The sequence below is a fragment of the Aeromicrobium sp. genome (assembly GCF_023146395.1).
GTDB lineage: Bacteria > Actinomycetota > Actinomycetes > Propionibacteriales > Nocardioidaceae > Aeromicrobium.
Genome location: NZ_JAGLCD010000004.1, coordinates 462,549 through 483,219 on the forward strand (window position 1 = coordinate 462,549; position 20,671 = coordinate 483,219).

20 protein-coding genes are annotated in these 20,671 nt (G+C 71.3%); 7 read left to right on the top strand and 13 right to left on the bottom strand.

What is annotated here, in order from left to right:
* Window positions 1-16 precede the first annotated feature (16 nt).
* The 6 genes from KAG51_RS04310 to KAG51_RS04335 all read left to right on the top strand — a co-directional run bounded on the left by KAG51_RS04310 (window position 17) and on the right by KAG51_RS04335 (window position 5,770).
* Entirely contained in the window at window positions 17-679 is a 663-nt protein-coding gene (locus KAG51_RS04310) for an MBL fold metallo-hydrolase (protein ID WP_290580975.1), read from the top strand.
* On the top strand, window positions 676-1,647 hold the full coding sequence (locus KAG51_RS04315; RefSeq protein ID WP_290580977.1) for a DMT family transporter: 972 nt from the start codon (window positions 676-678) through the stop codon (window positions 1,645-1,647). The genes KAG51_RS04310 and KAG51_RS04315 overlap by 4 nt, the downstream gene beginning before the upstream one ends.
* A gap of 69 nt (window positions 1,648-1,716) precedes the next feature.
* Window positions 1,717-3,210 (top strand): UDP-N-acetylglucosamine 1-carboxyvinyltransferase, encoded by a 1,494-nt coding sequence (locus tag KAG51_RS04320; RefSeq protein WP_290581259.1) that lies wholly within the window; start codon window positions 1,717-1,719, stop codon window positions 3,208-3,210.
* A gap of 24 nt (window positions 3,211-3,234) precedes the next feature.
* Window positions 3,235-3,966: a glycerophosphodiester phosphodiesterase family protein gene (locus KAG51_RS04325; protein ID WP_290580979.1), complete on the top strand. Its 732-nt coding sequence runs from the start codon at window positions 3,235-3,237 to the stop codon at window positions 3,964-3,966.
* Window positions 3,966-5,285, top strand: coding sequence for an MFS transporter (locus KAG51_RS04330; protein WP_290580981.1), 1,320 nt, complete (start codon window positions 3,966-3,968; stop codon window positions 5,283-5,285). The genes KAG51_RS04325 and KAG51_RS04330 overlap by 1 nt, the downstream gene beginning before the upstream one ends.
* Before the next feature lie 101 nt (window positions 5,286-5,386).
* Complete coding sequence (locus KAG51_RS04335) at window positions 5,387-5,770, top strand: RNA polymerase-binding protein RbpA (RefSeq protein WP_290580983.1); 384 nt, start codon at window positions 5,387-5,389, stop codon at window positions 5,768-5,770.
* A 2-nt stretch (window positions 5,771-5,772) separates the two neighbouring features.
* On the opposite strand, the gene KAG51_RS04340 is transcribed toward KAG51_RS04335, so the two are convergent.
* From KAG51_RS04340 to KAG51_RS04355, 4 genes are read right to left on the bottom strand one after another with little or no spacing between them, the layout of a single operon-like run.
* Window positions 5,773-6,528 carry a polyprenol monophosphomannose synthase gene (locus tag KAG51_RS04340; protein ID WP_290580985.1) on the bottom strand — a complete coding sequence of 252 codons (756 nt, stop codon included), beginning with the start codon at window positions 6,526-6,528 and terminating at the stop codon, window positions 5,773-5,775.
* On the bottom strand, window positions 6,525-8,024 hold the full coding sequence (lnt, locus tag KAG51_RS04345; protein ID WP_290580987.1) for an apolipoprotein N-acyltransferase: 1,500 nt from the start codon (window positions 8,022-8,024) through the stop codon (window positions 6,525-6,527). The genes KAG51_RS04340 and lnt overlap by 4 nt, the downstream gene beginning before the upstream one ends.
* An 11-nt stretch (window positions 8,025-8,035) precedes the next feature.
* Window positions 8,036-9,118 carry a Xaa-Pro peptidase family protein gene (locus KAG51_RS04350; RefSeq protein ID WP_290580989.1) on the bottom strand — a complete coding sequence of 361 codons (1,083 nt, stop codon included), beginning with the start codon at window positions 9,116-9,118 and terminating at the stop codon, window positions 8,036-8,038.
* A 40-nt stretch (window positions 9,119-9,158) separates the two neighbouring features.
* Window positions 9,159-9,737 (bottom strand): hypothetical protein, encoded by a 579-nt coding sequence (locus KAG51_RS04355; RefSeq protein ID WP_290580991.1) that lies wholly within the window; start codon window positions 9,735-9,737, stop codon window positions 9,159-9,161.
* Window positions 9,738-9,835: 98 nt separating this feature from the next.
* Here KAG51_RS04355 and KAG51_RS04360 point away from each other — a divergent pair, with 98 nt between their 5' ends.
* Entirely contained in the window at window positions 9,836-10,747 is a 912-nt protein-coding gene (locus KAG51_RS04360; protein ID WP_290580993.1) for a 5'-3' exonuclease, read from the top strand.
* On the opposite strand, the gene KAG51_RS04365 is transcribed toward KAG51_RS04360, so the two are convergent.
* The 9 genes from KAG51_RS04365 to prcA all read right to left on the bottom strand — a co-directional run bounded on the left by KAG51_RS04365 (window position 10,738) and on the right by prcA (window position 20,660).
* Complete coding sequence (locus KAG51_RS04365) at window positions 10,738-13,488, bottom strand: DEAD/DEAH box helicase (protein ID WP_290580995.1); 2,751 nt, start codon at window positions 13,486-13,488, stop codon at window positions 10,738-10,740. The two genes, KAG51_RS04360 and KAG51_RS04365, sit on opposite strands and share 10 nt — an antisense overlap.
* Window positions 13,489-13,523: 35 nt before the next feature.
* A complete protein-coding gene (locus KAG51_RS04370) occupies window positions 13,524-14,435 on the bottom strand; it encodes a diacylglycerol kinase family protein (protein WP_290580997.1) in 912 nt (303 codons plus the stop codon).
* Window positions 14,432-15,199, bottom strand: a complete 768-nt coding sequence (tatC, locus tag KAG51_RS04375; RefSeq protein WP_290580999.1) for a twin-arginine translocase subunit TatC — start codon at window positions 15,197-15,199, stop codon at window positions 14,432-14,434. Before tatC ends, KAG51_RS04370 begins: the two co-directional genes overlap by 4 nt.
* A 48-nt stretch (window positions 15,200-15,247) precedes the next feature.
* The gene (gene tatA, locus KAG51_RS04380; RefSeq protein ID WP_290581001.1) at window positions 15,248-15,514 is read right to left on the bottom strand and encodes a Sec-independent protein translocase subunit TatA; all 267 of its coding nucleotides are present in this window, start codon (window positions 15,512-15,514) and stop codon (window positions 15,248-15,250) included.
* On the bottom strand, window positions 15,514-16,488 hold the full coding sequence (locus KAG51_RS04385) for a WYL domain-containing protein (RefSeq protein WP_290581003.1): 975 nt from the start codon (window positions 16,486-16,488) through the stop codon (window positions 15,514-15,516). The genes tatA and KAG51_RS04385 overlap by 1 nt, the downstream gene beginning before the upstream one ends.
* On the bottom strand, window positions 16,485-17,453 hold the full coding sequence (locus KAG51_RS04390; RefSeq protein ID WP_290581005.1) for a WYL domain-containing protein: 969 nt from the start codon (window positions 17,451-17,453) through the stop codon (window positions 16,485-16,487). The genes KAG51_RS04385 and KAG51_RS04390 overlap by 4 nt, the downstream gene beginning before the upstream one ends.
* Window positions 17,454-17,492: 39 nt before the next feature.
* Window positions 17,493-18,503 (bottom strand): FKBP-type peptidyl-prolyl cis-trans isomerase, encoded by a 1,011-nt coding sequence (locus KAG51_RS04395; protein ID WP_290581007.1) that lies wholly within the window; start codon window positions 18,501-18,503, stop codon window positions 17,493-17,495.
* A 94-nt stretch (window positions 18,504-18,597) separates the two neighbouring features.
* The gene (pafA, locus tag KAG51_RS04400) at window positions 18,598-19,959 is read right to left on the bottom strand and encodes a Pup--protein ligase (protein ID WP_290581009.1); all 1,362 of its coding nucleotides are present in this window, start codon (window positions 19,957-19,959) and stop codon (window positions 18,598-18,600) included.
* Between the two features lie 5 nt (window positions 19,960-19,964).
* Window positions 19,965-20,660, bottom strand: coding sequence for a proteasome subunit alpha (gene prcA / locus KAG51_RS04405; RefSeq protein ID WP_290581011.1), 696 nt, complete (start codon window positions 20,658-20,660; stop codon window positions 19,965-19,967).
* Window positions 20,661-20,671 lie beyond the last annotated feature (11 nt).

Consider the following 20,671-nt stretch of genomic DNA (forward strand, 5'->3'; position numbering starts at 1 on the left):
AGCGCATGATGGACCGGTGCAGATCACCCGCTTCGGACATGCGGCCGTGCTCGTGGAGTCGTCGGGCCGCCGGATCCTGGTCGACCCGGGCGTGTTCAGCTCCCCCGCGGTCTTCGAGCTCGACCACCTCGACGCGGTCGTGGTGACCCACCAGCACCCCGACCACCTGGATCGTGACCGGGTCGGCGCGCTGGTCGCCGCAAATCCCGAGGCACTGCTGCTCGCCGACCCCATGAGCGCCGGCGAGCTGGGCGGTCCGTGGCAGGCGCACACCGACGGCGACCGCCACGAGGTCGGCGACCTCGTGCTGCGCGGTGCCGGACGTCAGCACGCCGAGATCCTGCCCTCGCTCCCGATCGTCGACAATGTCGGCCTCGTCGTGACGGCGCCCGGCGAGCCGACGTTCTTCCACCCGGGCGACAGCTATGCGACGACCCCCGAGGACGTCGACGTGCTGGCCCTGCCGCTCGGCGCGCCCTGGGCCAAGGTCTCCGAGACCGTCGAGTTCCTGCAGAGGATCGCACCTCGGGTCGCGTTCCCCGTGCACGACTGCACGATCTCGGCCCTGGCCTACGACATCTACTGGAACCACGTCGTGAACCACGGCGGGGTCGACGACGTGCGCCGCCTGGACCAGACCGCCGGCACCGAGGTCCTCCTCGCCGGCGAGGACGCGTGACCACGACCGTCCCGCGGATCGCCATGGTGCCGTTGATGGTGCTGGCGGGCGCGCTCGTGGCGCTGCAGTCGCGCGTGAACGGCGCCCTGGCCGACGAGATCGGGAGCGGTCTGCGGTCGGGCGTGATGGCGGCCGTGATCAGCTTCGGCAGCGGCCTCGCGGTCATCTCCGTCGTCGTGGTGGCCACCGGCTCAGGACGCGCGTCGATGCGCCGGCTCGCGCACGCCCGCGCCGTCCGGCGACTGCGGTGGTACGAGCTGCTCGGCGGGCTGGGTGGCGCGTTCTTCGTCGCGAGCCAGGGCATCGCAGTCGGCACGATCGGGGTCGCGATGTTCATCGTGGCGTTCACGGCGGGTCAGTCGCTGAGCTCGCTCGTGGTCGACCACCTGGGCTTCGGTCCCGGCCTCGCACAGCGGGCCTCGACCGGGCGTGCCGTCGCCGCGGCGTTCGCGATCGTCGCGGTCCTGCTCAAGGCGCTCGACCAGATCGAGACCGGCGCGACGTGGGTGACGCTCGGGCTCGCGTTGCTCGCCTTCGCGACCGGCATCGCGCAGGCCGTCCAGCAGGCGCTCAACGGCCGGGTGTCGAAGGTCGTCGGCTCCCCCGCCACGACGTGGAACAACTTCCTCGTCGGCACGGCGGCGCTGCTGGTGCTGCTCGCGGTCTCGTTCCTGGTCGACGGGCGCATCGGCGAGCTGCCCACGACGCCCTGGCTGTACCTCGGCGGCGTCCTGGGCATCGGCTTCATCATGGTCGCGGCGATCGCGGTGCACGCGTACGGCGTCCTGGTGCTCGGGCTCTGCATGATCGCCGGACAGGTCGTGACGGCCGAGGTGCTCGACGTGATCGATCCCGCGGTGACGGTCGGACCCCTGGGCATCGCCGGCGGTGTCGTCGCCCTCGTGGGTGTCGCCGTCGCACTGCTGCTCACCCCGCCGGCCCCCGAGCTGGACACGCCGCCTGCCTGAGCTTGTCGTATCTCATATGCGAGATACGCTGGCGCGGTGACTGACGACTACCTGACGCGCATCGGCACCATGATCCGCGACGCCCGCGTCCGGGCGAACCAGACCCAGGCCCAGCTTGCCGAGTCGCTCGGCACCAGCCAGAGCGCCGTGAACCGCATCGAGAAGGGCTCGCAGAACCTGACCCTCGAGATGCTCGCGCGGATCGGCAGCGCGCTCGACTCCGGCCTGGTCAACGTCGGGTCGTCGGGCCCCAGTCACCTCCGGGTCCACGGAGGCACCGAGCTGCACGGCTCGATCGACGTCAAGTCGAGCAAGAACGCCGGCGTCGCGCTGCTGTGCGCGTGCCTGCTCAACGAGGGCACGACGGTGCTGCGCAAGGTCGCGCGCATCGAGGAGGTCAACCGTCTGCTCGAGGTGCTCTCCTCGATCGGCGTCCGCACCCGCTGGCTCAACTCCGACAACGATCTCGAGCTCGTCGTCCCCGCCGAGCTCAAGCTCGACCAGATGGACGAGAAGGCAGCCCGCCGCACGCGCAGCATCATCATGTTCCTCGGCCCGCTGATCCACCGGGAGCCGACCTTCGAGCTCCCGTATGCCGGCGGCTGCGACCTCGGCACGCGCACGGTCGAGCCGCACATGACGGCGCTGAAGCACTTCGGGCTCAAGGTCGTCGCGACCGAGGGCAGCTACCACGCCGACGCCACGCCGCACGTCCCCGAGCGCGCGATCGTCCTGACCGAGCGTGGCGACACCGTGACCGAGAACGCGCTGCTCGCGGCGGCCCGGGTCGACGGCGTGACGGTCATCCGCAACGCCAGCCCGAACTACATGGTCCAGGACCTGTGCTTCTTCCTGACCGAGCTGGGGGTCGAGATCGACGGCATCGGCACCACGACGCTTCGTGTCACCGGCTCACCGCGCATCAGCCGCGACGTCGAGTACGCACCGAGCGAGGACCCGATCGAGGCCATGAGCCTGATCGCCGCCGCGATCGTCACCCAGTCGAGCATCACGGTGCGACGCGTCCCGATCGAGTTCATGGAGATCGAGCTCGCGGTGCTCGAGGACATGGGCTTTCGCTACGACCAGAGCCCGGAGTACCTGGCCGAGAACGGCCGCACGCGCCTGGTCGACGTCACGACGCACCCGTCGGTCATGCGGGCCCCGATCGACAAGATCCACCCCATGCCGTTCCCCGGGCTCAACATCGACAACCTGCCGTTCTTCGCGGTCATCGCGGCGACCGCGACCGGCCAGACGATGTTGCACGACTGGGTCTACGAGAACCGGGCGATCTACCTGACCGAGCTCAACAAGCTCGGCGCGAAGGTCACGCTGATGGACCCGCACCGCGTGCTGGTCGAGGGGCCCACGCACTGGAGCGGCGCCGAGATGGTGTGCCCGCCGGCGCTCCGGCCGGCCGTCGTGATCCTCCTGGCGATGCTGGCGGCCAAGGGCACGTCGGTGCTGCGCAACGTCTACGTCATCAACCGTGGGTACGAGGATCTCGCCGAGCGTCTCAACGCCCTCGGCGCGCGGATCGAGACCTTCCGCGACATCTGACCCCGGACGCCCTAGCGTGGGGGCGTGACCATCGCGATCGCCCATCGTGGGGGCAGCCTCACGGCGACCAACGTGGGGATCGAGAACTCCCTCGAGGCCTTCGCCCACGCGGCGTCCCTCGGCTACCGCCACCTCGAGACCGACGTCGTCTGCTCGCGCGACGGCGTGGCCTACGTCAGCCACGACGTCAAGCTGCACCGCCTCACGGGGCAGCGTCTGCACATCGGCGACCTCGACGCCGCGCGGGTCGACGAGCTCAGGCTCGACGGCCGGGCGCGCATCCCCCGTCTCGACGCCCTGCTGCGGGCGCATCCCGAGGCCTGGTTCAGCATCGACGTCAAGGCCGCCGATGCGGTCGAGGAGACCTGTCGGGTCGTCGAGGCGGAGAACGCGGTCGACCGGGTCTGCCTGGGCAGCTTCGACCACCGCCGGGCGCTCGCGATCCGTGAGCGTCTCCCCCAGGCCGACACCGCGGCCTCGCGCCGGGAGGTCGTCGAGGCGCTCGTCGTGCCGCCATCGCGGCGTCGCCCGTCCTACCGGTGGTTGAGCGTGCCGGCCCGGCGCAAGGGGCTGCCGGTCGTGACGCGGCGATTCGTCGAGGCGGCCCATGCGACCGGCGTGGGCGTGCTCGTCTGGACGATCGACGAGCCGCGCGAGATCGAACGGCTCGTCGACCTGGGAGTCGACGGGATCTTCACCGACCGCACCGACACGCTGCGCGACGTCCTCGTCGCCCTCGGCACGTGGGAGAACTGATGACCGAGCGCACGTCCGACGCCGTGGCCACCGCGACGACCCGCCGCCAGGTCCTGGCCTGGAGCCTCTGGGACTGGGGGTCGGCGGCGTTCAACGCCGTCATCATCACGTTCGTCTTCTCGGTCTACCTCGTCGACGGCGTCGGCGACGACCTCAGCGGTCCGGTCTCGGCCGCGACCTGGCTCGCGTGGTCGGTCGCGGCCGGCTCGGTCGTGATCGCCGTCCTCGCGCCCGTCACGGGGCGCAGGTCCGACGCCGGGGGCGGCCGCCGCCGGTCCCTCGCCTTCCTCACCGCAGGCGTCGTGGCCATGACCGCGCTGATGTTCTTCGTGCGCGAGGACGCCTCCTACCTGTGGCTCGGACTGCTGCTGCTCGTCGTGGGCGAGATCCTGTTCGAGCTGTCGCAGGTCCCGTACTTCGCGATGCTGCGGCAGGTCTCCACGCCGCTCAACGTCGGGCGGGTCTCGGCCATCGGGTGGGCGTTCGGCTACCTCGGCGGGATCGTGCTGCTCCTGATCTGCTTCTTCGGGCTGATCACGGGGGACGGCGGCCTCCTGGGCGTCTCGACCGACGACGGCCTGAACATCCGCGTCGTCGCGATCGTCGCCGCCGTGTGGTTCGCGGTGTTCGCGGTGCCCGTCCTGCTGATCGTGCCGGAGCTCCCGGCGTCGGCCAGCCCCGCCGAGAAGGTCGGCATCCGGCAGTCCTACCGCGACGTCGGCCACGACCTGGCTCGGCTGTGGCGCGAGGACCGGGTGGTCCTGCAGTTCCTCGTCGCCAGCGCGATCTTCCGTGACGGCCTCGCGGGGGTCTTCGCCTTCGGCGCGGTCCTCGCGGTGTCGGTGTACGGCTTCACCGACGAGAGCGTCATCATGTTCGGCATCGTGGCCAACGTCGTGTCCGCCGCCGGCGCCCTGGCGGCGGGTCGCCTCGACGACCTGCGGGGCCCGCGGGCCGTGATCGTCGTCTCGTTGAGCTCGATGCTGCTCGCCGGTTTGGTGCTGCTCATGGTCGATGGCATGACGATGTTCTGGATCTTCGGGCTCTTGCTCTGCCTGTTCGTCGGCCCCGCCCAGTCGGCCGCGCGGACCTACCTGGTGCGCCTGACGCCACCGGGCCTGGAGGGCCAGAACTTCGGCTTCTACGCCATGACGGGCCGGGCGGCCTCGTTCCTGTCCCCCGCACTGTTCGGTCTCTGCGCCTTCCTCGGCGGCGACGACCGGTGGGGCATCCTCGGCATCATGCTCGTGCTGGGCGCGGGACTCCTGGCCCTGCTCGCGGTGCCGTCCGACGTGCGGGACCGCGCAACCTCGGGCTGAATGGGTCGTCGAGGTCATCACCCTGCGCCGAACCGCCGCTCAGGGGAATCTCACAGTCCTGCCGTACGTTGACGCAGAGACGACACGAGAGGAGTCCGATCATGGCTGAACGTGCCTTGCGCGGTGCGCGACTGGGTGCCCAGAGCTTCGAGGACGAGCGCGGTGTCGAGATGGCGCCGCGACAGGAGGTCGCGTACGTCCTGCCCGACGGCCGCACCTTCACCGTCACGATGGCCGAGGAGGCCGAGGTCCCCCTGCAGTGGGAGGACCCCAAGTCCGGCATCGTCGGTCGCCTCGTCGACGGCGCAGAGCCGGAGGCGAAGGACGAGAAGCACGTCCGCACCCACTGGGACATGCTGCTGGAGCGTCGTTCGGTCGACGAGCTCGAGGAGATCCTGACCGAGCGCATCGAGCTGCTGCGGGCCGGCGAGATCGGCCCGCCGCATCTGCACCGCCGCACCAAGAAGGCGGCCGCGCGCCGCTGAGCTCAGGAGCGTCGGGTCAGCGCGCGGCGAAACCGCCTGACCCGACGCTCGACCCCCCACAGGGTCACCTTCCACAGCGCCTCGCGCACGATCGACCCGCTCATCTTCGAGCGGCCCCGGGTGCGCTCCACGAACGTGATCGGCACCTCGGAGACCGTCATGTCGGCCTCGAGGACCCGCCGCACCAGATCGACCTGGAAGCAGTAGCCCTGCGAGGACACCTCGTCGAGCGGCAGCCGCTCCAGGGTCGCGCGTCGAAACGCCCGGAAGCCACCCGTGACGTCGCTCACCGACAGGCCCAGCGCCTGCTGGGCGTACCAGGTGCCGCCGCGCGAGATGAGCTTGCGGTACCACGGCCAGTTCACGACGCCCCCGCCCGGAACCCAGCGCGACCCGAGCACGAGATCGGCACCGGTGCCCGGTGCGTCACGGGCCAGCTCGGTCAGCAGCACCGGCAGGTCCTGGGGGCGGTGCGACCCGTCGGCGTCCATCTCCACGATCACGTCGTAGTCACGGGCGAGCGCCCACGCGAAGCCCGCCCGGTAGGCGACGCCGAGGCCCAGCTTGCCCGGCCGGTGCAGGACGTGCACCCGCTCGTCGCGCCGGGCCAGGCGGTCGGCGATGATCCCGGTGCCGTCGGGCGACGCATCGTCCACGACCAGCACGTCGACCGTGGGAGCGTGGACGGCCAGCCCGTCCAGGAGCCGCGGCAACGACTCGGCCTCGTCATAGGTCGGCACGACGACCAGCGTCCTCACGGTCTCGTGCCCTCCCGTCGTCGCGCCGTCACGGCAAGCCCCCATCCCACCACACCGAGGGTCAGCACGAGGAGCTCGAGGGGCCGTGCGAGGTGGGCCGCCGGCGTGGTCCCGTCGGCCAGGGGCACGTCGGTCTCGATCGTGGCCGGCTGACGCAGCGGAGCGCGGGCGACGACGTCGCCGCTCGCGTCGATGACGCCGGAGATCCCGTTGGTCGAGGGCACGAGCACCCAGCGGCCGGTCTCGATCGCCCGGAGCCGGGAGATCGCCCACTGCTGCCCCGGTTGCGCAGTGCCCGTGAAGGCCGCGTTGCTGGTCTGGACCACGAGCACCTGCGCGTCGTCGTCGATGGCCTGGGCGACGACGCCGTCGTAGGCGATGTCGTAGCAGATCGTGTCGCCGATCCGGACGTCGTTGATCGTCAGGGCCCCCGGCTCGTCACCGGCCACCATGTCGCGCGGGATGTCGCGGTCGATCCGGGGCACCAGGCTGCCGAGCGAGTCGCGGAACGGCACGTACTCGCCGTACGGCACGGGCTTGCGCTTGACGTACTTCTCGCCGGGTCCGTCCTCGGTCCAGACCAGGCCGGCATTCTCGACGGTGTCGCTCGTGGGTCCGTCGAGCAGGCCGCCGACCAGGATCGGGCCGCCCAGCTCGGCCACCAGGGCGTCGAGCCGTGCACTCTCGTCGGGCCGGTTCCGCGGATCGGTGTCGGTGGAGTTCTCCGGCCAGAGCACGATGTCGGGCGCCTCGGCCTCACCCGACTCGATCCGGTCGACCAGACGCTGGGTCTGGGCGGCGTGCAGCGCGAAGATCGCGCCCGGCGGCCACTGCAGGAACTCCCCCGGGGTGTCGCCCTGGATCAGGGCGAACCGTGCGCTCGGGGCGTCCTGGGCGCCCACGAGCCCCACCGGGAGCAGCGCTCCGACCACGAGAGCGCCGACGAACCCGGCCGTGGCCAGCGTGCGGTGTCGGGCGGCACGATCGACGACCAGCAGGAGCGCCGTGGCCAGGCACGCCATCAGGAACGACGTGGCGGGCAGGCCGACCAGACGCACCCACGACTCCAGGGGCGTGTCGATCGCGGTGTGCACGAGACGTCCCCACGGGAACCCGGTGAAGGGGAACGATCCGCGGACCTGCTCGCCGAGCAGCCAGACCGCTGGCATGAGCACGGGCCAGGCGGGCCGTCGCGCGACGGACCGCAGCGGCAGTGCGACCAGACCGAGCAGGAGGGCCTCCGCGATCACCAGACCCACGTAGGCGCCGTCGCTGACGGCCCGCATCCACCAGATCAGCGGGCCGAAGTAGGCCAGCCCCCACAACGTCCCCAGGACGAACACGCCAGTCCCCCGCAGGTCCGGGAGCCGGCGCAGCACGCCGAACAGCACCGCCAGGCCGATCACCATCGCGTACGGGACGGCGAGCGGCTCGAACGCGAACGACGAGAGGACCCCGGAGAGGACGACGAGGCAGGCAGCCAGCCGGAGGTTCACGGAGGTGCCGGTCAGTCCAGCACGACGAGCTGACGCTCGGTCTCGTTGAGGACCTCGAGGCCGTCGGTCGTGCAGACGACGATGTCCTCGATCCGGGCCCCGAAACGTCCGGGGTGGTAGATGCCGGGCTCGATCGAGAACGCCATGCCCGGCTCGAGGACGCGGTCGTTGCCCTCCACGATGTAGGGCTCCTCGTGCGTCTGCGTGCCGATGCCGTGACCCGTGCGGTGGATGAAGAGGTCGCCGAACCCGGCGTTCGCGATCAGGTCACGGCCGATCCGGTCGACCGACTCGGCGGTGACGCCGGCGCGCGCGGAGGCCCGCTGGGAGGCCTGCGCCTCGTGCAGCACCGCGTAGGCCTCGGCGTACTCGTGCGGCACCGTGCCGGCGGCGAGGTAGTTGCGGGTGCTGTCGGAGCAGTAGCCCTCCGGTGTCGTGCCGCCGATGTCGACCACGACGGGATCGCCCACCTCGATGACCCGGTCGGAGACCTCGTGGTGCGGCGACGCGCCGTTGGGGCCGCTGCCGACGATGACGAAGTCGACGCTCTCGTGTCCCTCGTCGACGATGGCCCGGGCGATGTCGTGGCCGACCTCTCGCTCGGTGCGGCCGGGCCTGAGCCACTCGGCCATGCGGGAGTGGACGCGGTCGATCGCGGCACCGGCCTCACGCAGCGCGGCGATCTCGGCGGGATCCTTGCGCATGCGCAGCTCGGTGAGCACGGGTCCGGCCAGGACCTGCTCCGCGCCGGGGATCGCCGCACGCAGAGCCAGGACGCGCGAGGCCCACATCTCGTCGTCGATCGCCAGCCGGGCGGTGCCGTCGAGGCGGGCCGCGAGGATCGCGAACGGGTCGTCGGTCTCGTTCCACCCCACGATCTCCAGCTCCACACCGGCCGCCTCGGCCGCCGCGACCTCGAGATTCGGAGCCACCAGGAAGGGAGCTGCGCCGACGGGGACCACGAGGCACGTGAGGCGTTCGAGCGGCTTGGCCGCGTACCCCGTGAGATAGCGAAGATCGGCGCCGGGAGTCACGAGCAGGGCGTCGATGCCGGCTGCCGCGGCGAGGTCTCGGGCACGGTCCAGTCGCTGCATGCCACGAGCCTACCGAGCGCCCTGGCGCCCTCGCAGACCGCTACGGCTGCAGGACCGAGAGATTCACGAGGTTCGGGGCACCGAGGTTCACGTCGACGGCCAGCAGCTGTCCGCCGGACAGCACCGAGACGCTGACGACGGCGGGCTTCGACGGCGCAGGGGGCGCGCTCGGCGGCGGGGACGGAGGCGTGGGCGGAGGCGTGGGGGTCACGGGCGGACTCGGCGCTGGCGGGGTCGGCGCTGGCGGGGTCGGCGCTGGCGGGGTCGGCGCTGGCGGGGTCGGGGTCACGGGTCGGCTCGTCCCCCGGGGCGGGTCGGCAGGCGCCGACGGTGCAGCAGGACCCCGAGGGCTCAGGACGACCTCCTCGGACACGAGCACCAGGTCGCCGCCGGCGCTGGTGTCGCCGTCCACGACGCCACCTGGCTCCGGACCGAGGCCGGCCGGAGCGTCGGGGACGGCGGGAGCGGACCGGCCCTCGTCGCGATCGGCCGGGGCTCCCGACGACACGCTGCTGGGCTCGTCGAGACCGCGCAGCACGACGACCACGAGCGTCGCCACCAGCAGCGCGGCGACGGCGCCGAAGGCCAGCTGCCGGAGACGATCGAGTGCGTCGATCACGGGGCGTCCTCTCGTGCGGCGGGACGTGGTGCCCCGGTGAAGCGTCTAACGCGGTGGACCTCGATCCGTCACGGGCAGCGTGACCCTAGGATCGGCGCATGGCCGGACGTCTGCTGCTCCTCGACACCGCGAGCCTCTACTACCGCGCGTTCTTCGGCATCCCCGACTCGCTCACGGCGCCCGACGGCACGGTCGTCAACGCGCTGCGCGGCATGATCGACTTCACCGCCACGCTGATCGGTCGTGACGACGCCCCCGAGGCGGTCGTGGCGTGCTGGGACGACGACTGGCGACCGCAGTGGCGCGTCGACCTGGTGCCCTCGTACAAGACCCAGCGTCTGGCCGAGGGAAGCCCCACCGACGGCACCGGCGTCGAGGAGACCCCCGACCTCCTGGCGCCCCAGGTCCCGCTGATCGCCGAGGTGCTCGGGCTCGCCGGCCTGGCCGTGATCGGTGCCCCCGAGGCCGAGGCCGACGACGTGATCGGCACCCTCGCGCACCGCTGGGACGGACCGGTCGACGTCGTGACGGGCGACCGTGACCTGTTCCAGCTCGTCGACGACGCCCGTCCGGTGCGCGTGCTCTACACCGCTCGCGGGGTCGCCCAGCTCGACACGGTCGACGCCGCCTGGATCCGCGCCAAGTACGGCATCGAGCCGGCGTCCTACGTCGACTACGCCGTGATGCGCGGTGACGCCTCCGACGGACTGCCCGGGGTGGCCGGCATCGGCGAGAAGACCGCGGCCACCCTGGTGAACGAGTTCGGCGGCCTCGACGACATCCTCGCGGCGGCGCAGGACGAGGACTCCTCGATCAAGCCACGCCCGCGCGCCTCGCTGCTGGCCTCGCGGGACTACGTCGCGGCCGCGCGCACGGTCGTCGCGGTGCGCACCGACCTCGACGTCGAGGTTCCGTCGCGACCGGCGAGCCCCGACCGCGAGGCGCTGCTGGCCTTCGGCGAACGGTGGGGCGTGGCCGGGCCCGTCGAGCGCCTGCTGGCTCAGCTGTAGCTGATGACCCCGCGGCGCAGGCAGTCCAGCGCCCGTCGCGCCGTCGTGCGCAGGGCGGTGTCGTCGCCCGCGGCCACCGCGATCTGGGCGAGCGCGTCGATGAGCTGCTTGACCGACCGCACGAAGTCGCCCGCCGCGAGCCCCGTGACGCTCAGGACCTCGTGCAGCGGCGCTCCGTCGGCCCACATCCCGACGCCCTGGGCGAAGGCGAAGTCGGGATCGCGCAGGAACCGCAGCCGGTGACGACGCTCGAGGGCCGCCAGGTCGAGGTGAACCTCCCCCATGCGGGCTGCGACGTCACGCGTGCGCTGCGTCACGAACTGCGGCGGCGGGGCGTCGTCGAGATTGCGTGAGGTGTACGTCAGCCCGCTGGCGACGGCCGCGAGCTCCGGCGGCGTCAGACCGTTCCAGAGGCCCTGGTTGAGGCACTCGCTGATCAGCAGGTCGAGCTCGCCGTAGATCCGCTGGAGGCGACGCCCGGTGTCGGTGATCGTGTCGCCCTCGAGGTATCCCAGCTCGTCGAGGACCTCGCACACCCGGTCGAACTCCCGCGCGACGGTGTTGGTGCGCTGCTCGATCGTGCGCCGCCGCTGCAGCGTCTCGCGCTCGAGCCGGTGGTACCGCTCGGCCCAGCGAGCGTGGGACTCGCGGTCGGGGCACTGGTGGCACGGGTGAGCCTTGATCAGGCGCCGCAGCTCGGTGATGCGCGGGTCCTCGTCGGCGTGACCGTCGCCTGCGCCCCGGTACGGGCGTGCGTGACGGTCGTCGCCGTCATGGCCGTGTCGGCCCAGTGGTGCGCGGCTGCGCAGGGTCGAGGCCAGGTCGCGCCGCGACTGCGGGCTGCGCGGGTTGAACCCCTTCGGCACCCGCATCTGCCCGACAGGTTCGACCGGGCCGCTGAAGTCGCTCGCGGCGAGCCGGCGGGCGTGTCGCCCCTCGGTCAGCACGAACGGACGAGGCCCCTCACGGTCGGCCGGGTGGCCGGGGTCCAGCACGACGGCCGCACCGGCCCACTTGCCCCGCGGCACCTCGATGATGTCGCCGCGCTTGAGGGCCAGCAGCGACGACGCGACGCCCTCCCTCGCCCGGGCCTTGCGCGCGCGGGACGTCTCGCTCTCGATGTCGCTGATCTGGCGGCGCAGGTCGGCGTACTCCATGAAGTCGCCCAGGTGGCAGGTCGCTCCCTCGCGGTAGCCCTCGAGGGCTTCGTCGGACTTGTGGATCTGGCGGGCGAGTCCCACGACCCCGCGGTCGGCCTGGAACTGGGCGAACGACTGCTCCAGCAGGTCGCGCGCGGTCGTGCGGCCGACCTGGGCCACGAGGTTGACCGCCATGTTGTACGAGGGGCGGAAGGAGGAGTTCAGCGGGTACGTGCGGCGCGAGGCCAGGCCAGCGACCTGACGGGGGTCGAATCCGGCCTGCCAGAGCACGACGGCATGGCCCTCCACGTCGATGCCGCGCCGGCCCGCGCGACCCGTGAGCTGGGTGTACTCCCCCGCCGTGACGTCGACGTGGCTCTCGCCGTTCCACTTGCTGAGCTTCTCGATCACGACCGAGCGGGCCGGCATGTTGATGCCGAGCGCCAGGGTCTCGGTCGCGAAGACGACGCGGACCAGCCCGAGGCTGAAGAGGTGCTCGACGCACTCCTTGAACGTCGGAAGCATGCCGGCGTGGTGGGCCGCGATGCCGCGACCCAGCGCCTCGCGGAATTCGTGGAACCCCAGGACGTGGAGGTCCTCGTCGGGCAGGTGCGAGCACGCCTCGTCGACGTAGGTCTCGATCTCGAGGCGTTCCTCGGGCGTCGTCAGCATGAGGCGCGCGTCGAGCAGCTGCTGCACGGCAGCGGCGCACCCCGCGCGACTGAAGATGAAGCAGATCGCCGGCAGCAGGCCCTCCTGCTCGAGCTTCGTGACGATCTCGAGGCGTGACGGCGTCGTGTGCCGCGTGCGGGGGCGATGGCCGCCCTTGCGCGGGCGCCCCTTCTGCAGGCGGCTCAGCTGCCAGTCGTCGCGGGCGAAGCGCTCGAGCTGGCGGTTGACCACGGGGCCGCCCTCGGGGCTGGCGGCCCCCTCCTCGAACAGCCCGAACAGCTTGCGGCCGACCAGGACGTGCTGGTGCAGCGGGACGGGACGACGCTCCTCGACGATCGTGACGGTGTCGCCGCGCACCTCGGTGAGCCACTCGCCGAACTCCTCGGCGTTGGACACGGTCGCCGACAGCGAGACGATGCTGACCGACTCCGGGAGCCCGATGATGACCTCCTCCCAGACCGCGCCGCGGAAGCGATCGGCGAGGTAGTGCACCTCGTCCATGACGACGAAGCCGAGCCCCTCGAGGGTGCTCGAGCGCGCATAGAGCATGTTGCGGAGCACCTCGGTCGTCATGACCACGATCGGCGCGTCACCGTTGATGCTGCTGTCCCCGGTCAGCAGTCCGACGTTCTCGGCACCGTAGCGGTCGCCGAAGTCGTGGAACTTCTGGTTCGAGAGCGCCTTGATGGGCGTCGTGTAGAAGCACTTGCGCCCCGTGGCGAGGGCCAGGTGCACCGCGAACTCGCCGACGATCGTCTTGCCCGACCCGGTCGGCGCCGCCACCAGCACGCCCTGCCCCGCCTCGACCACGCGGCACGCCTCGACCTGGAAGTCGTCGAGCGGGAACGTGTGGTGGCCGCGGAACTCGGTGAGGTGCGGGAACTGACGCTCGGCCCGCGACCGCGCGTAGGCCTCCGACGGACTGGGCATGGCCCCAGCCTACGGAAGGGCGGGCGGGGGTGGGGTCAGCCCTCGCTGGCGGGCGCGAGCACCGCGAGGGCGGCCGGCACGATCTCGACCGACAGCGGCAGCGGACCGAGGCGTTCACCGTCGCCGTAGCCCACGATGTCCGGGGCGTCGAGCCGTACCGACCGGACCAGCCGGCGCTCGAACTCGGGCATGGTCACGTGCGTGCCGCGCTGCAGCTTCGGGAAGGTGCGGACCAGGAGCGAGCGGCTGACGGGGCGGATCAGGCAGACGTCGAGCAGGCCGTCGTCGAGGACGGCGCCGTGGGCGATGCGCAGCCCGCCACCGAACGACGGGCCGTTGCCGACCGCGACGAGCATGGCGTCGGTGTCGACACGGCTCGTGGCTCCGCCGGCGTCGGTCAGCTCCAGGACGAACGGGATCGGCGCGAACGCGCGGAGCTCGGCGAGGATCGCGATGTTGTACCGCATGTTGCCGCGGGGCCAGCGCATCGCGTTGGCGCGCTCGTTGACCTTGGAGTCGAAGCCCGACGCCACGACGGTCGCGACGAGACGCTCCTGCTCACCGCAGCGGACCCGGGCGAGGTCGATGCGACGCGGCGGACTGGCCAGGAGCAGGTCGAGACAGGCCTCCGGATCACGGTAGGGCAGCCCGAGCGCCCGAGCGAGGTCGTTGCCCGTGCCCGCGGGCAGGAGCCCGAGGGTCGCGTCTGACGTGACGAGGAGGTCGAGGATGCCGTGGAGGGCGCCGTCGCCGCCGACGACCACGACGGTGTCGACTCCCCCGGCCAGGACGGCCCGCAGCGAGGAGCGGACCGACGGGAGGTCGTCGCCCGTGACCTGGTCGAGCGTCCAGCCGGCATCCTGCAGCCGTTCCGCCGCGACCGTGGCGATGGCCTCGCCCCTGCGCCTGCCGGAGATCGGGTTGACGACGAGGGCCGCGCGCCTCACAGGGGCGAGGCCTCGTCGTCGCTGATCTCCGGGACGGCCGCGGCCCGGCGCCGGTCGGTGAGCCGCGCGATCGTCTCCGACACCAGGTACAGGATCGTCATGGGGATCGCGAGGAACAGCATCGTGAGCGGATCGGTGCTGGGCGTCGCGACGGCGGCGAAGACGAAGATCCCGACGACGGTCCAGGGGCGGGCTCGCACCAGGGCCTTGCCGCTGACGACGCCCAGGCGGTTCAGCAGCACGACCGCGAGCGGGATCTCCGCGGCGATCCCGAACACCAGCATCATGCGGATGATGAAGTCGTAGTACTCGGTCCCGCTCACGAGGCTCTCGAAGCCGTCGGGAACGAAGCCGATCAGGAGCAGGATGGCCTTGGGCAGGATGACGTAGGCCAGGGCGACCCCCGCCAGGAACAGGGGAACCCCGATCCCGGTCAGCAGCAGCGCCCCGCGGCGCTCGTGGCGGTGCAGCGCCGGCAGGACGAAGGCCCACAGCTGCCAGATCCAGACCGGGCTGGCCATGACGATCCCGGCCACGAGCGCGATCTTGAGCTGGAACTGGAACGCGCCACCGATACCGGTGATGACGAGATTGGTGTCGATCCCCTGGTCGGCCAGCTGCGGCTCGATGCCACGGTAGGGCTCGGTCAGGAACGCCAGGAGCTGCTCGTAGAAGACGAACCCGAGCACCGTGGCGGCCACGATCGCCAGGACACCGCGGAGCAGCCGGGACCGCAGCTCACGCAGGTGATCGAGGAGCGGCATGCTGCCGCCGGGCGCCGTTGGAGCGCCCTTGTTCCGCCCCAAGGCGGATCAGCGCTTGTCGTCGGGACCGTCGACGCGGGTGATCTCGACCTGACGCGTCCGCCGCTCCTCGGCGTCGGACGTGGTGTCGGTCGACGCCTCCGTGTCGCTCGCGCGCTTCTGGTCGTCGTCCTCGAGCTCCTTGATCTCCGACTTGAAGATGCGCAGGGCGCGGCCGGAGCCGCGCGCAAGCTCGGGAAGCTTCGCAGCGCCGAAGAACAGCAGCACCACCGCCAGGATCAGCAGGATCTCGGGTGCGCCGATACCTTTGAACATCAGAACTCCTCGGTTGCGGGCGTGAGCCCATCGTACGCCGCCAGGGCTGAGCGGACATGCTCCGTCACGTCAGACCGCACCGTGTCCGGCGCCAGGACCCGGATCGACCCGGCGGCCCGGAGCGCGAGTCGGCGCACCCAGGCCTCGTCACCGGCCACGAGAGACACCCGCCAGAGGTCGCTGGAGTCGTCGAGGACCTCGGCGTCGTAGTACTCCACGACCCATCGCGCCGCCGGGGTGATCTCGAGCTCGACCTGCAGGGCGCCCTCGCCGGAGCTGAAGAAGCCGGCGTCGCCGCGGCGGGGCACCACGGTCCGGCTCTCGACCGGCGTGTCGAGCACCTCCGCCCGCTCGATCCGGTCCAGGCGGAAGAACCGCTGCCCCTCGGCGGAGTGGCACCAGGCGTCGAGGTACTCGTGGCCCTCGCGCACGAACATCGCGATCGGGTCGACCTGCCGGGTCGAGACGGCGTCGCGAGACGCCGTCGTGTAGACGATCTCGAGGCGCCGGCCGGCGCCGAGGGCACGGCGCACGGCGCCCAGCACGTCGTGGTCGACCGGTTCGACGACGACGGCGACGGACTCGGGGGTCTGGTGGCCGACCGCACCCTGCAGCTTCGACAGCGCCGAGTCGACGACGTCGGCGTGGGCGTGGCCGGCGGCATCGCGGAGCGCCCGCAGCGCCACGATCAGCGCCGCGGCCTCACCGCCGTTGATCCGCATGGGCCGGGTCATGAAGTCGGCGTTCGAGATGTAGATGCGGTCGTCGTCCTCGAAGGCGAACAGGTCGATGTCGATGAGCTCGCCGCCGTGCGCGCCGACCCCCGTCATCATGAGCTGCTCGACGTCCTTGCGGATCACGCGCGGCTTGACGTTGAACTCCCGGGCGACCTCGTCGACCGACACGCCCTGCTTGCTCCGCAGGTACGGCACCAGGGCCAGACGGCGCTGCACGTCGCGGGCGGACGGCCTCATGCGAGCGCCTGCTCGTCGGAGTCGGTGTCGGCGTCGGCGTTGGCCTCCGCGGCAGAGCGCAGCACCTCGATCGCGAGCGAGCGTGCCTCGGGAGGCTCCACGACGAGCACGTGGGGCGCGAACGAGGCGGCGGCGGCGGCCAGCTCCCACGTCGAGCGGTAGCCGACGACGACCTCGTCGTGCTCGTCGTCGAGCGGTCGTACCGCCAGTGCGTGACGGCGCAGGGGCAGGGCGCGGTCACGACGGACACGGAGCACGGCCTCCCCCACCGGATCGTTCGTGGTGAAGGACGCCGCCAGATCACGCACGGAGGCGCCCTCGGGGACCGTGTACGACCCCGCGGGACCGGCCGGTCGGACCTCACCGAGGATGCGCGAGACGCGGAACATGCGAGGACCCTCACGATCGAGGTCGTGGCCGCCGACGTACCACCGTCCGCGCCACGACAGGACGCCCCACGGCTGCAGGTGGCGCTCCGCCGGGGCCTCGCCGGTGCGCCCGTAGGTGAAGCGGATCGGTTGGTGCGCCCGGACGGCCTCCCAGACCGCGTCGAAGGCCGGCTCGGCCGCCGGGATCCGCGGCTGCGCCAACGGCACGGCGCTCGTGTCGATCGCGACTCCTGCGGCCTTGAGCTTGATCAGCGCATCACCCGACTGACCGGCGAGCCCCGCGTGCTCCCAGACCTGGGCGGCCAGTCCGATCACGGCGGACTCCTCGGCCGTGAGCTCGAGCTCGGGCAGCTCGGCGGCGTCACGCGGGATGCGGTAGCCCTGCATGTCCTCGTGGAGCGGGTCGAAGCTGCCGATCTCGAGCGGGATGCCGAGATCGCGCAGCTCGCCCTTGTCGCGTTCGAACATGCGGTTGAAGGCCTCGTCGCCGGAGTCGCGGTAGTCCTCGATCGCGGCCCGCACCTGGTCTTTGGTCAGGAACTGGCGGGTCGAGAGCAGCAGGAAGATGAGGTTCATCAACCTCTCGGACTTGCGCTCGGCCACGAAGTCCCCGGCTCAGAGGGTCGCGACGATGTCGACGACGAAGGTCAGCGGAGCGTTCGGCGGGATCGCGCCGCCGGCGCCGCCGCCCTCGCCGTACGCGCTCTCGGAGGTGCAGGTCAGCACGACCCGCGACCCGACGGTCTGCCCCGTGAGCTCGTTCGTCCAGCACGGGATGACCCCGGTCAGGGAGAACAGCGAAGGGGCGTCGCGCTCGAAGGAGGAGTCGAACACCTCGCCATCCGGGTAGAGCTGGCCCACGTAGTTGGCGTAGACGTAGTCGTCGGCCTCCACTGCGTCACCGTCGCCGGTGATGACCGGGAACACGCCGTCGGCCACCGGCTCGGTGGCGCCGGCACCGTCGAGGCCCGTGACCGAGTCGCCGTCGACGATCGGGGACGGCACGCCGGCGGGCAGGTCGGTCTCCTCGCCCTTTGGGGCCGGATCGGCCTTGGTGTCGATCGAGTCCTCGATCTGGAGGTAGAACAGCAGCACCTGCTCGCGGGTGTACGGCAGCTGATCGGCACCACCTTGAGCCTCGGCCTGGTCGTAGACGTCGGATCCGAAGAAGTCCTCCGCGGTCAGGGCGACCAGCACGCTGGATCCCACCGTGGTGTCGGCCAACGCGTCGACCAGTCCACCCGGCAGGCCCGGGGCCGACTGCGGCGAGGCGGCCTCGTCGGACGGGGTCATCTCGAAGACGACGGACGAGGCCGGCGCCCCCTCGGCCGGCGGCTCGTACGACGACTCGAGCTGCTCGCCGGTCTCGCCGTCGGCGAAGATGTAGTTGGCGCGGAAGTAGTCGCCCTCGGCCACCTCGCGCCCGTCACCCTCGGTCAGGGTATCGACCTTCGGATCGCCCGGATCGACCTCGACCGGCTCGTCGACGTTGATCGTCGGGACCTCGCCTTCGGTCACGCTCACGCCAGCGAGGGAGTCGTCGCCACGGGTGAGCACGATCAGCAGGGCGGCGACGACCGCCATGACCACCACGGTGGACAGGGCGAGAACGGTGTTGCGGCGCACGGAAGGACCTCGGGTATCAGCGCACGGACGCGCCATCGACGACAGAGCGAGCCCCACCCTAGCCAATCACCCCGCACGGCTTGGCCCGCCGCGGTCACATGCCGTCGATGAGCCGCTGGACGCGGTCGTCCTCCGACCGGAACGGGTCCTTGCAGAGCACGGTGCGCTGCGCCTGGTCGTTGAGCTTGAGGTGCACCCAGTCGACCGTGAAGTCGCGGCGGCGCTCCTGGGCCCGCTTGATGAACTCGCCCCGCAGGCGGGCGCGCGTGGTCTGCGGCGGCACGGACTTGGCCCGGAACACGTCCAGGTCGCGCGTGACCCGCGCGACGGCTCCCTTGCGCTCCAGCAGGTAGTAGAGACCGCGGTCGCGGCGGATGTCGTGGTACGCCAGGTCGAGCTGGGCCATCCGCGGATCACCCCAGCTCAGGTCGTGGCTCGTGCGGTAGCGCTCGAGCAGCCGCAGCTTGATGACCCAGTCGATCTCGCGCTCGACGAGCGAGAGGTCCTCGGACTCGACCGCCTTGAGGGTGCGCTCCCACAGGTCGAGCGCCCGGTGCACGACCGGGTCGTCGATCCCCTGCCGGTCGACGAACTCCGCGGCCTTGCCGAAGTACTCGGCCTGGATCTCCAGCGCCGAGAGCTCACGCCCGTTGGCGAGCTGGACCTTCTTGCGTCCCGTCATGTCGTGCGAGATCTCGCGGATCGCCCGGATGGGGTTGTCGAGCGTCAGGTCACGCATCGTGACGCCGGCCTCGATCATGCGCAGCACGAGCTCGGTCGTGGCGACCTTGAGCAGCGTCGTGGTCTCGCTCATGTTGGAGTCGCCGACGATGACGTGCAGCCGGCGGAAGCGCTCCGCGTCGGCGTGCGGCTCGTCGCGGGTGTTGATGATGGGCCGCGAGCGGGTGGTGGCGCTGGAGACGCCCTCCCAGATGTGCTCGGCCCGCTGGCTGACCGAGAAGATCGTGCCGCGACTGGTCTGCTGCACCTTGCCGGCCCCGCAGATGATCTGGCGCGACACCAGGAACGGGATCAGGACGTCGGCCATCCGGCTGAACTCACCGCTGCGGGTGACCAGGTAGTTCTCGTGACAGCCGTAGGAGTTGCCGGCGGAGTCGGTGTTGTTCTTGAACAGGTAGATGTCGCCCTCGATGCCGTCGTCGCTCAGCCGCTGCTGGGCGTCGAGCATGAGTCCCTCGAGGATGCGCTCGCCGGCCTTGTCGTGCGTCACGAGCTCAGCGACGTCGTCGCACTCGGGCGTGGCGTACTCCGGGTGACTGCCGACGTCGAGGTACAGCCGCGAGCCGTTGCGCAGGAAGACGTTGCTGCTGCGGCCCCAGGACACGACCCGGCGGAACAGGTAGCGCGCGACCTCGTCGGGCGACAGGCGGCGCTGGCCCTTGAACGAGCACGTGACGCCGTACTCGTTCTCGATGCCCATGATGCGCCGGTCCATGTCGACTACTCCCCGAGCAGCTCGGCCACGACGGCGTCGGGCAGGCGCTTGAACTTGCGCAGCTGGCTGCGGGTGCGGTCGAGCACCGCGACCTCCAGCGAGGTCGCCGGCACCTCACGCGGCGCCGCGTCGTCGTGGCCGAGGGCCGACTGCGCCAGGCGCAGCGCTGCGCCCAGGTCGAGACCGGCGGTGTAGTGATCGGTGAACCACTGCTCGACCGACTCGGTCGTGCCCCCCATGACGGCCCACCCCCGCACGTCGGCGACGGAGCCGTCGTAGGTGAGGCGGTAGATCTGGTCGGCCTCGGGGTCGGCGCCGAGCTCGGCCACGAACAGCTCGACCTCGTAGGGCTTCTCGCCGCCGGAGGAGAAGATCGTGCCGAGGGTCTGGGCGTAGGCGTTGGCCAGGCTGCGTCCGGTGACGTCGCGCCGGTCGTAGGAGTAGCCCCGCAGGTCGGCCAGACGGACGCCCGCGATCCGGAGGTTCTCGAACTCGTTGTACCGGCCCACGGCCGCGAAGCCGATGCGGTCGTAGATCTCGCTGATCTTGTGGAGGGCCTGCGAGGGGTTCTCGGCGACGAACGCGATGCCGTCGGCGTACTGGACCACGGTGACCGACCGGCCGCGGGCGATGCCCTTGCGGGCGAAGTCGGCCCGGTCCTTCATGAGCTGCTCGGGCGAGACGTAGAACTGCTGCGTCATGGTGCCGCTCC

Bases quoted from the DNA above. Each gene is read 5' to 3' on its own strand.
- KAG51_RS04320 (WP_290581259.1), top strand. From the start codon at position 1,717: ATGATCCGCGACGCCCGCGTCCGGGCGAACCAGACCCAGGCCCAGCTT.
- KAG51_RS04330 (WP_290580981.1), top strand. From the start codon at position 3,966: ATGACCGAGCGCACGTCCGACGCCGTGGCCACCGCGACGACCCGCCGC.
- KAG51_RS04335 (WP_290580983.1), top strand. From the start codon at position 5,387: ATGGCTGAACGTGCCTTGCGCGGTGCGCGACTGGGTGCCCAGAGCTTC.
- KAG51_RS04350 (WP_290580989.1), bottom strand. From the start codon at position 9,118: ATGCAGCGACTGGACCGTGCCCGAGACCTCGCCGCGGCAGCCGGCATC.
- KAG51_RS04360 (WP_290580993.1), top strand. From the start codon at position 9,836: ATGGCCGGACGTCTGCTGCTCCTCGACACCGCGAGCCTCTACTACCGC.
- KAG51_RS04365 (WP_290580995.1), bottom strand. From the start codon at position 13,488: ATGCCCAGTCCGTCGGAGGCCTACGCGCGGTCGCGGGCCGAGCGTCAG.
- tatC (WP_290580999.1), bottom strand. From the start codon at position 15,199: ATGCCGCTCCTCGATCACCTGCGTGAGCTGCGGTCCCGGCTGCTCCGC.
- tatA (WP_290581001.1), bottom strand. From the start codon at position 15,514: ATGTTCAAAGGTATCGGCGCACCCGAGATCCTGCTGATCCTGGCGGTG.
- KAG51_RS04385 (WP_290581003.1), bottom strand. From the start codon at position 16,488: ATGAGGCCGTCCGCCCGCGACGTGCAGCGCCGTCTGGCCCTGGTGCCG.
- KAG51_RS04390 (WP_290581005.1), bottom strand. From the start codon at position 17,453: ATGAACCTCATCTTCCTGCTGCTCTCGACCCGCCAGTTCCTGACCAAA.
- pafA (WP_290581009.1), bottom strand. From the start codon at position 19,959: ATGGACCGGCGCATCATGGGCATCGAGAACGAGTACGGCGTCACGTGC.
- prcA (WP_290581011.1), bottom strand. From the start codon at position 20,660: ATGACGCAGCAGTTCTACGTCTCGCCCGAGCAGCTCATGAAGGACCGG.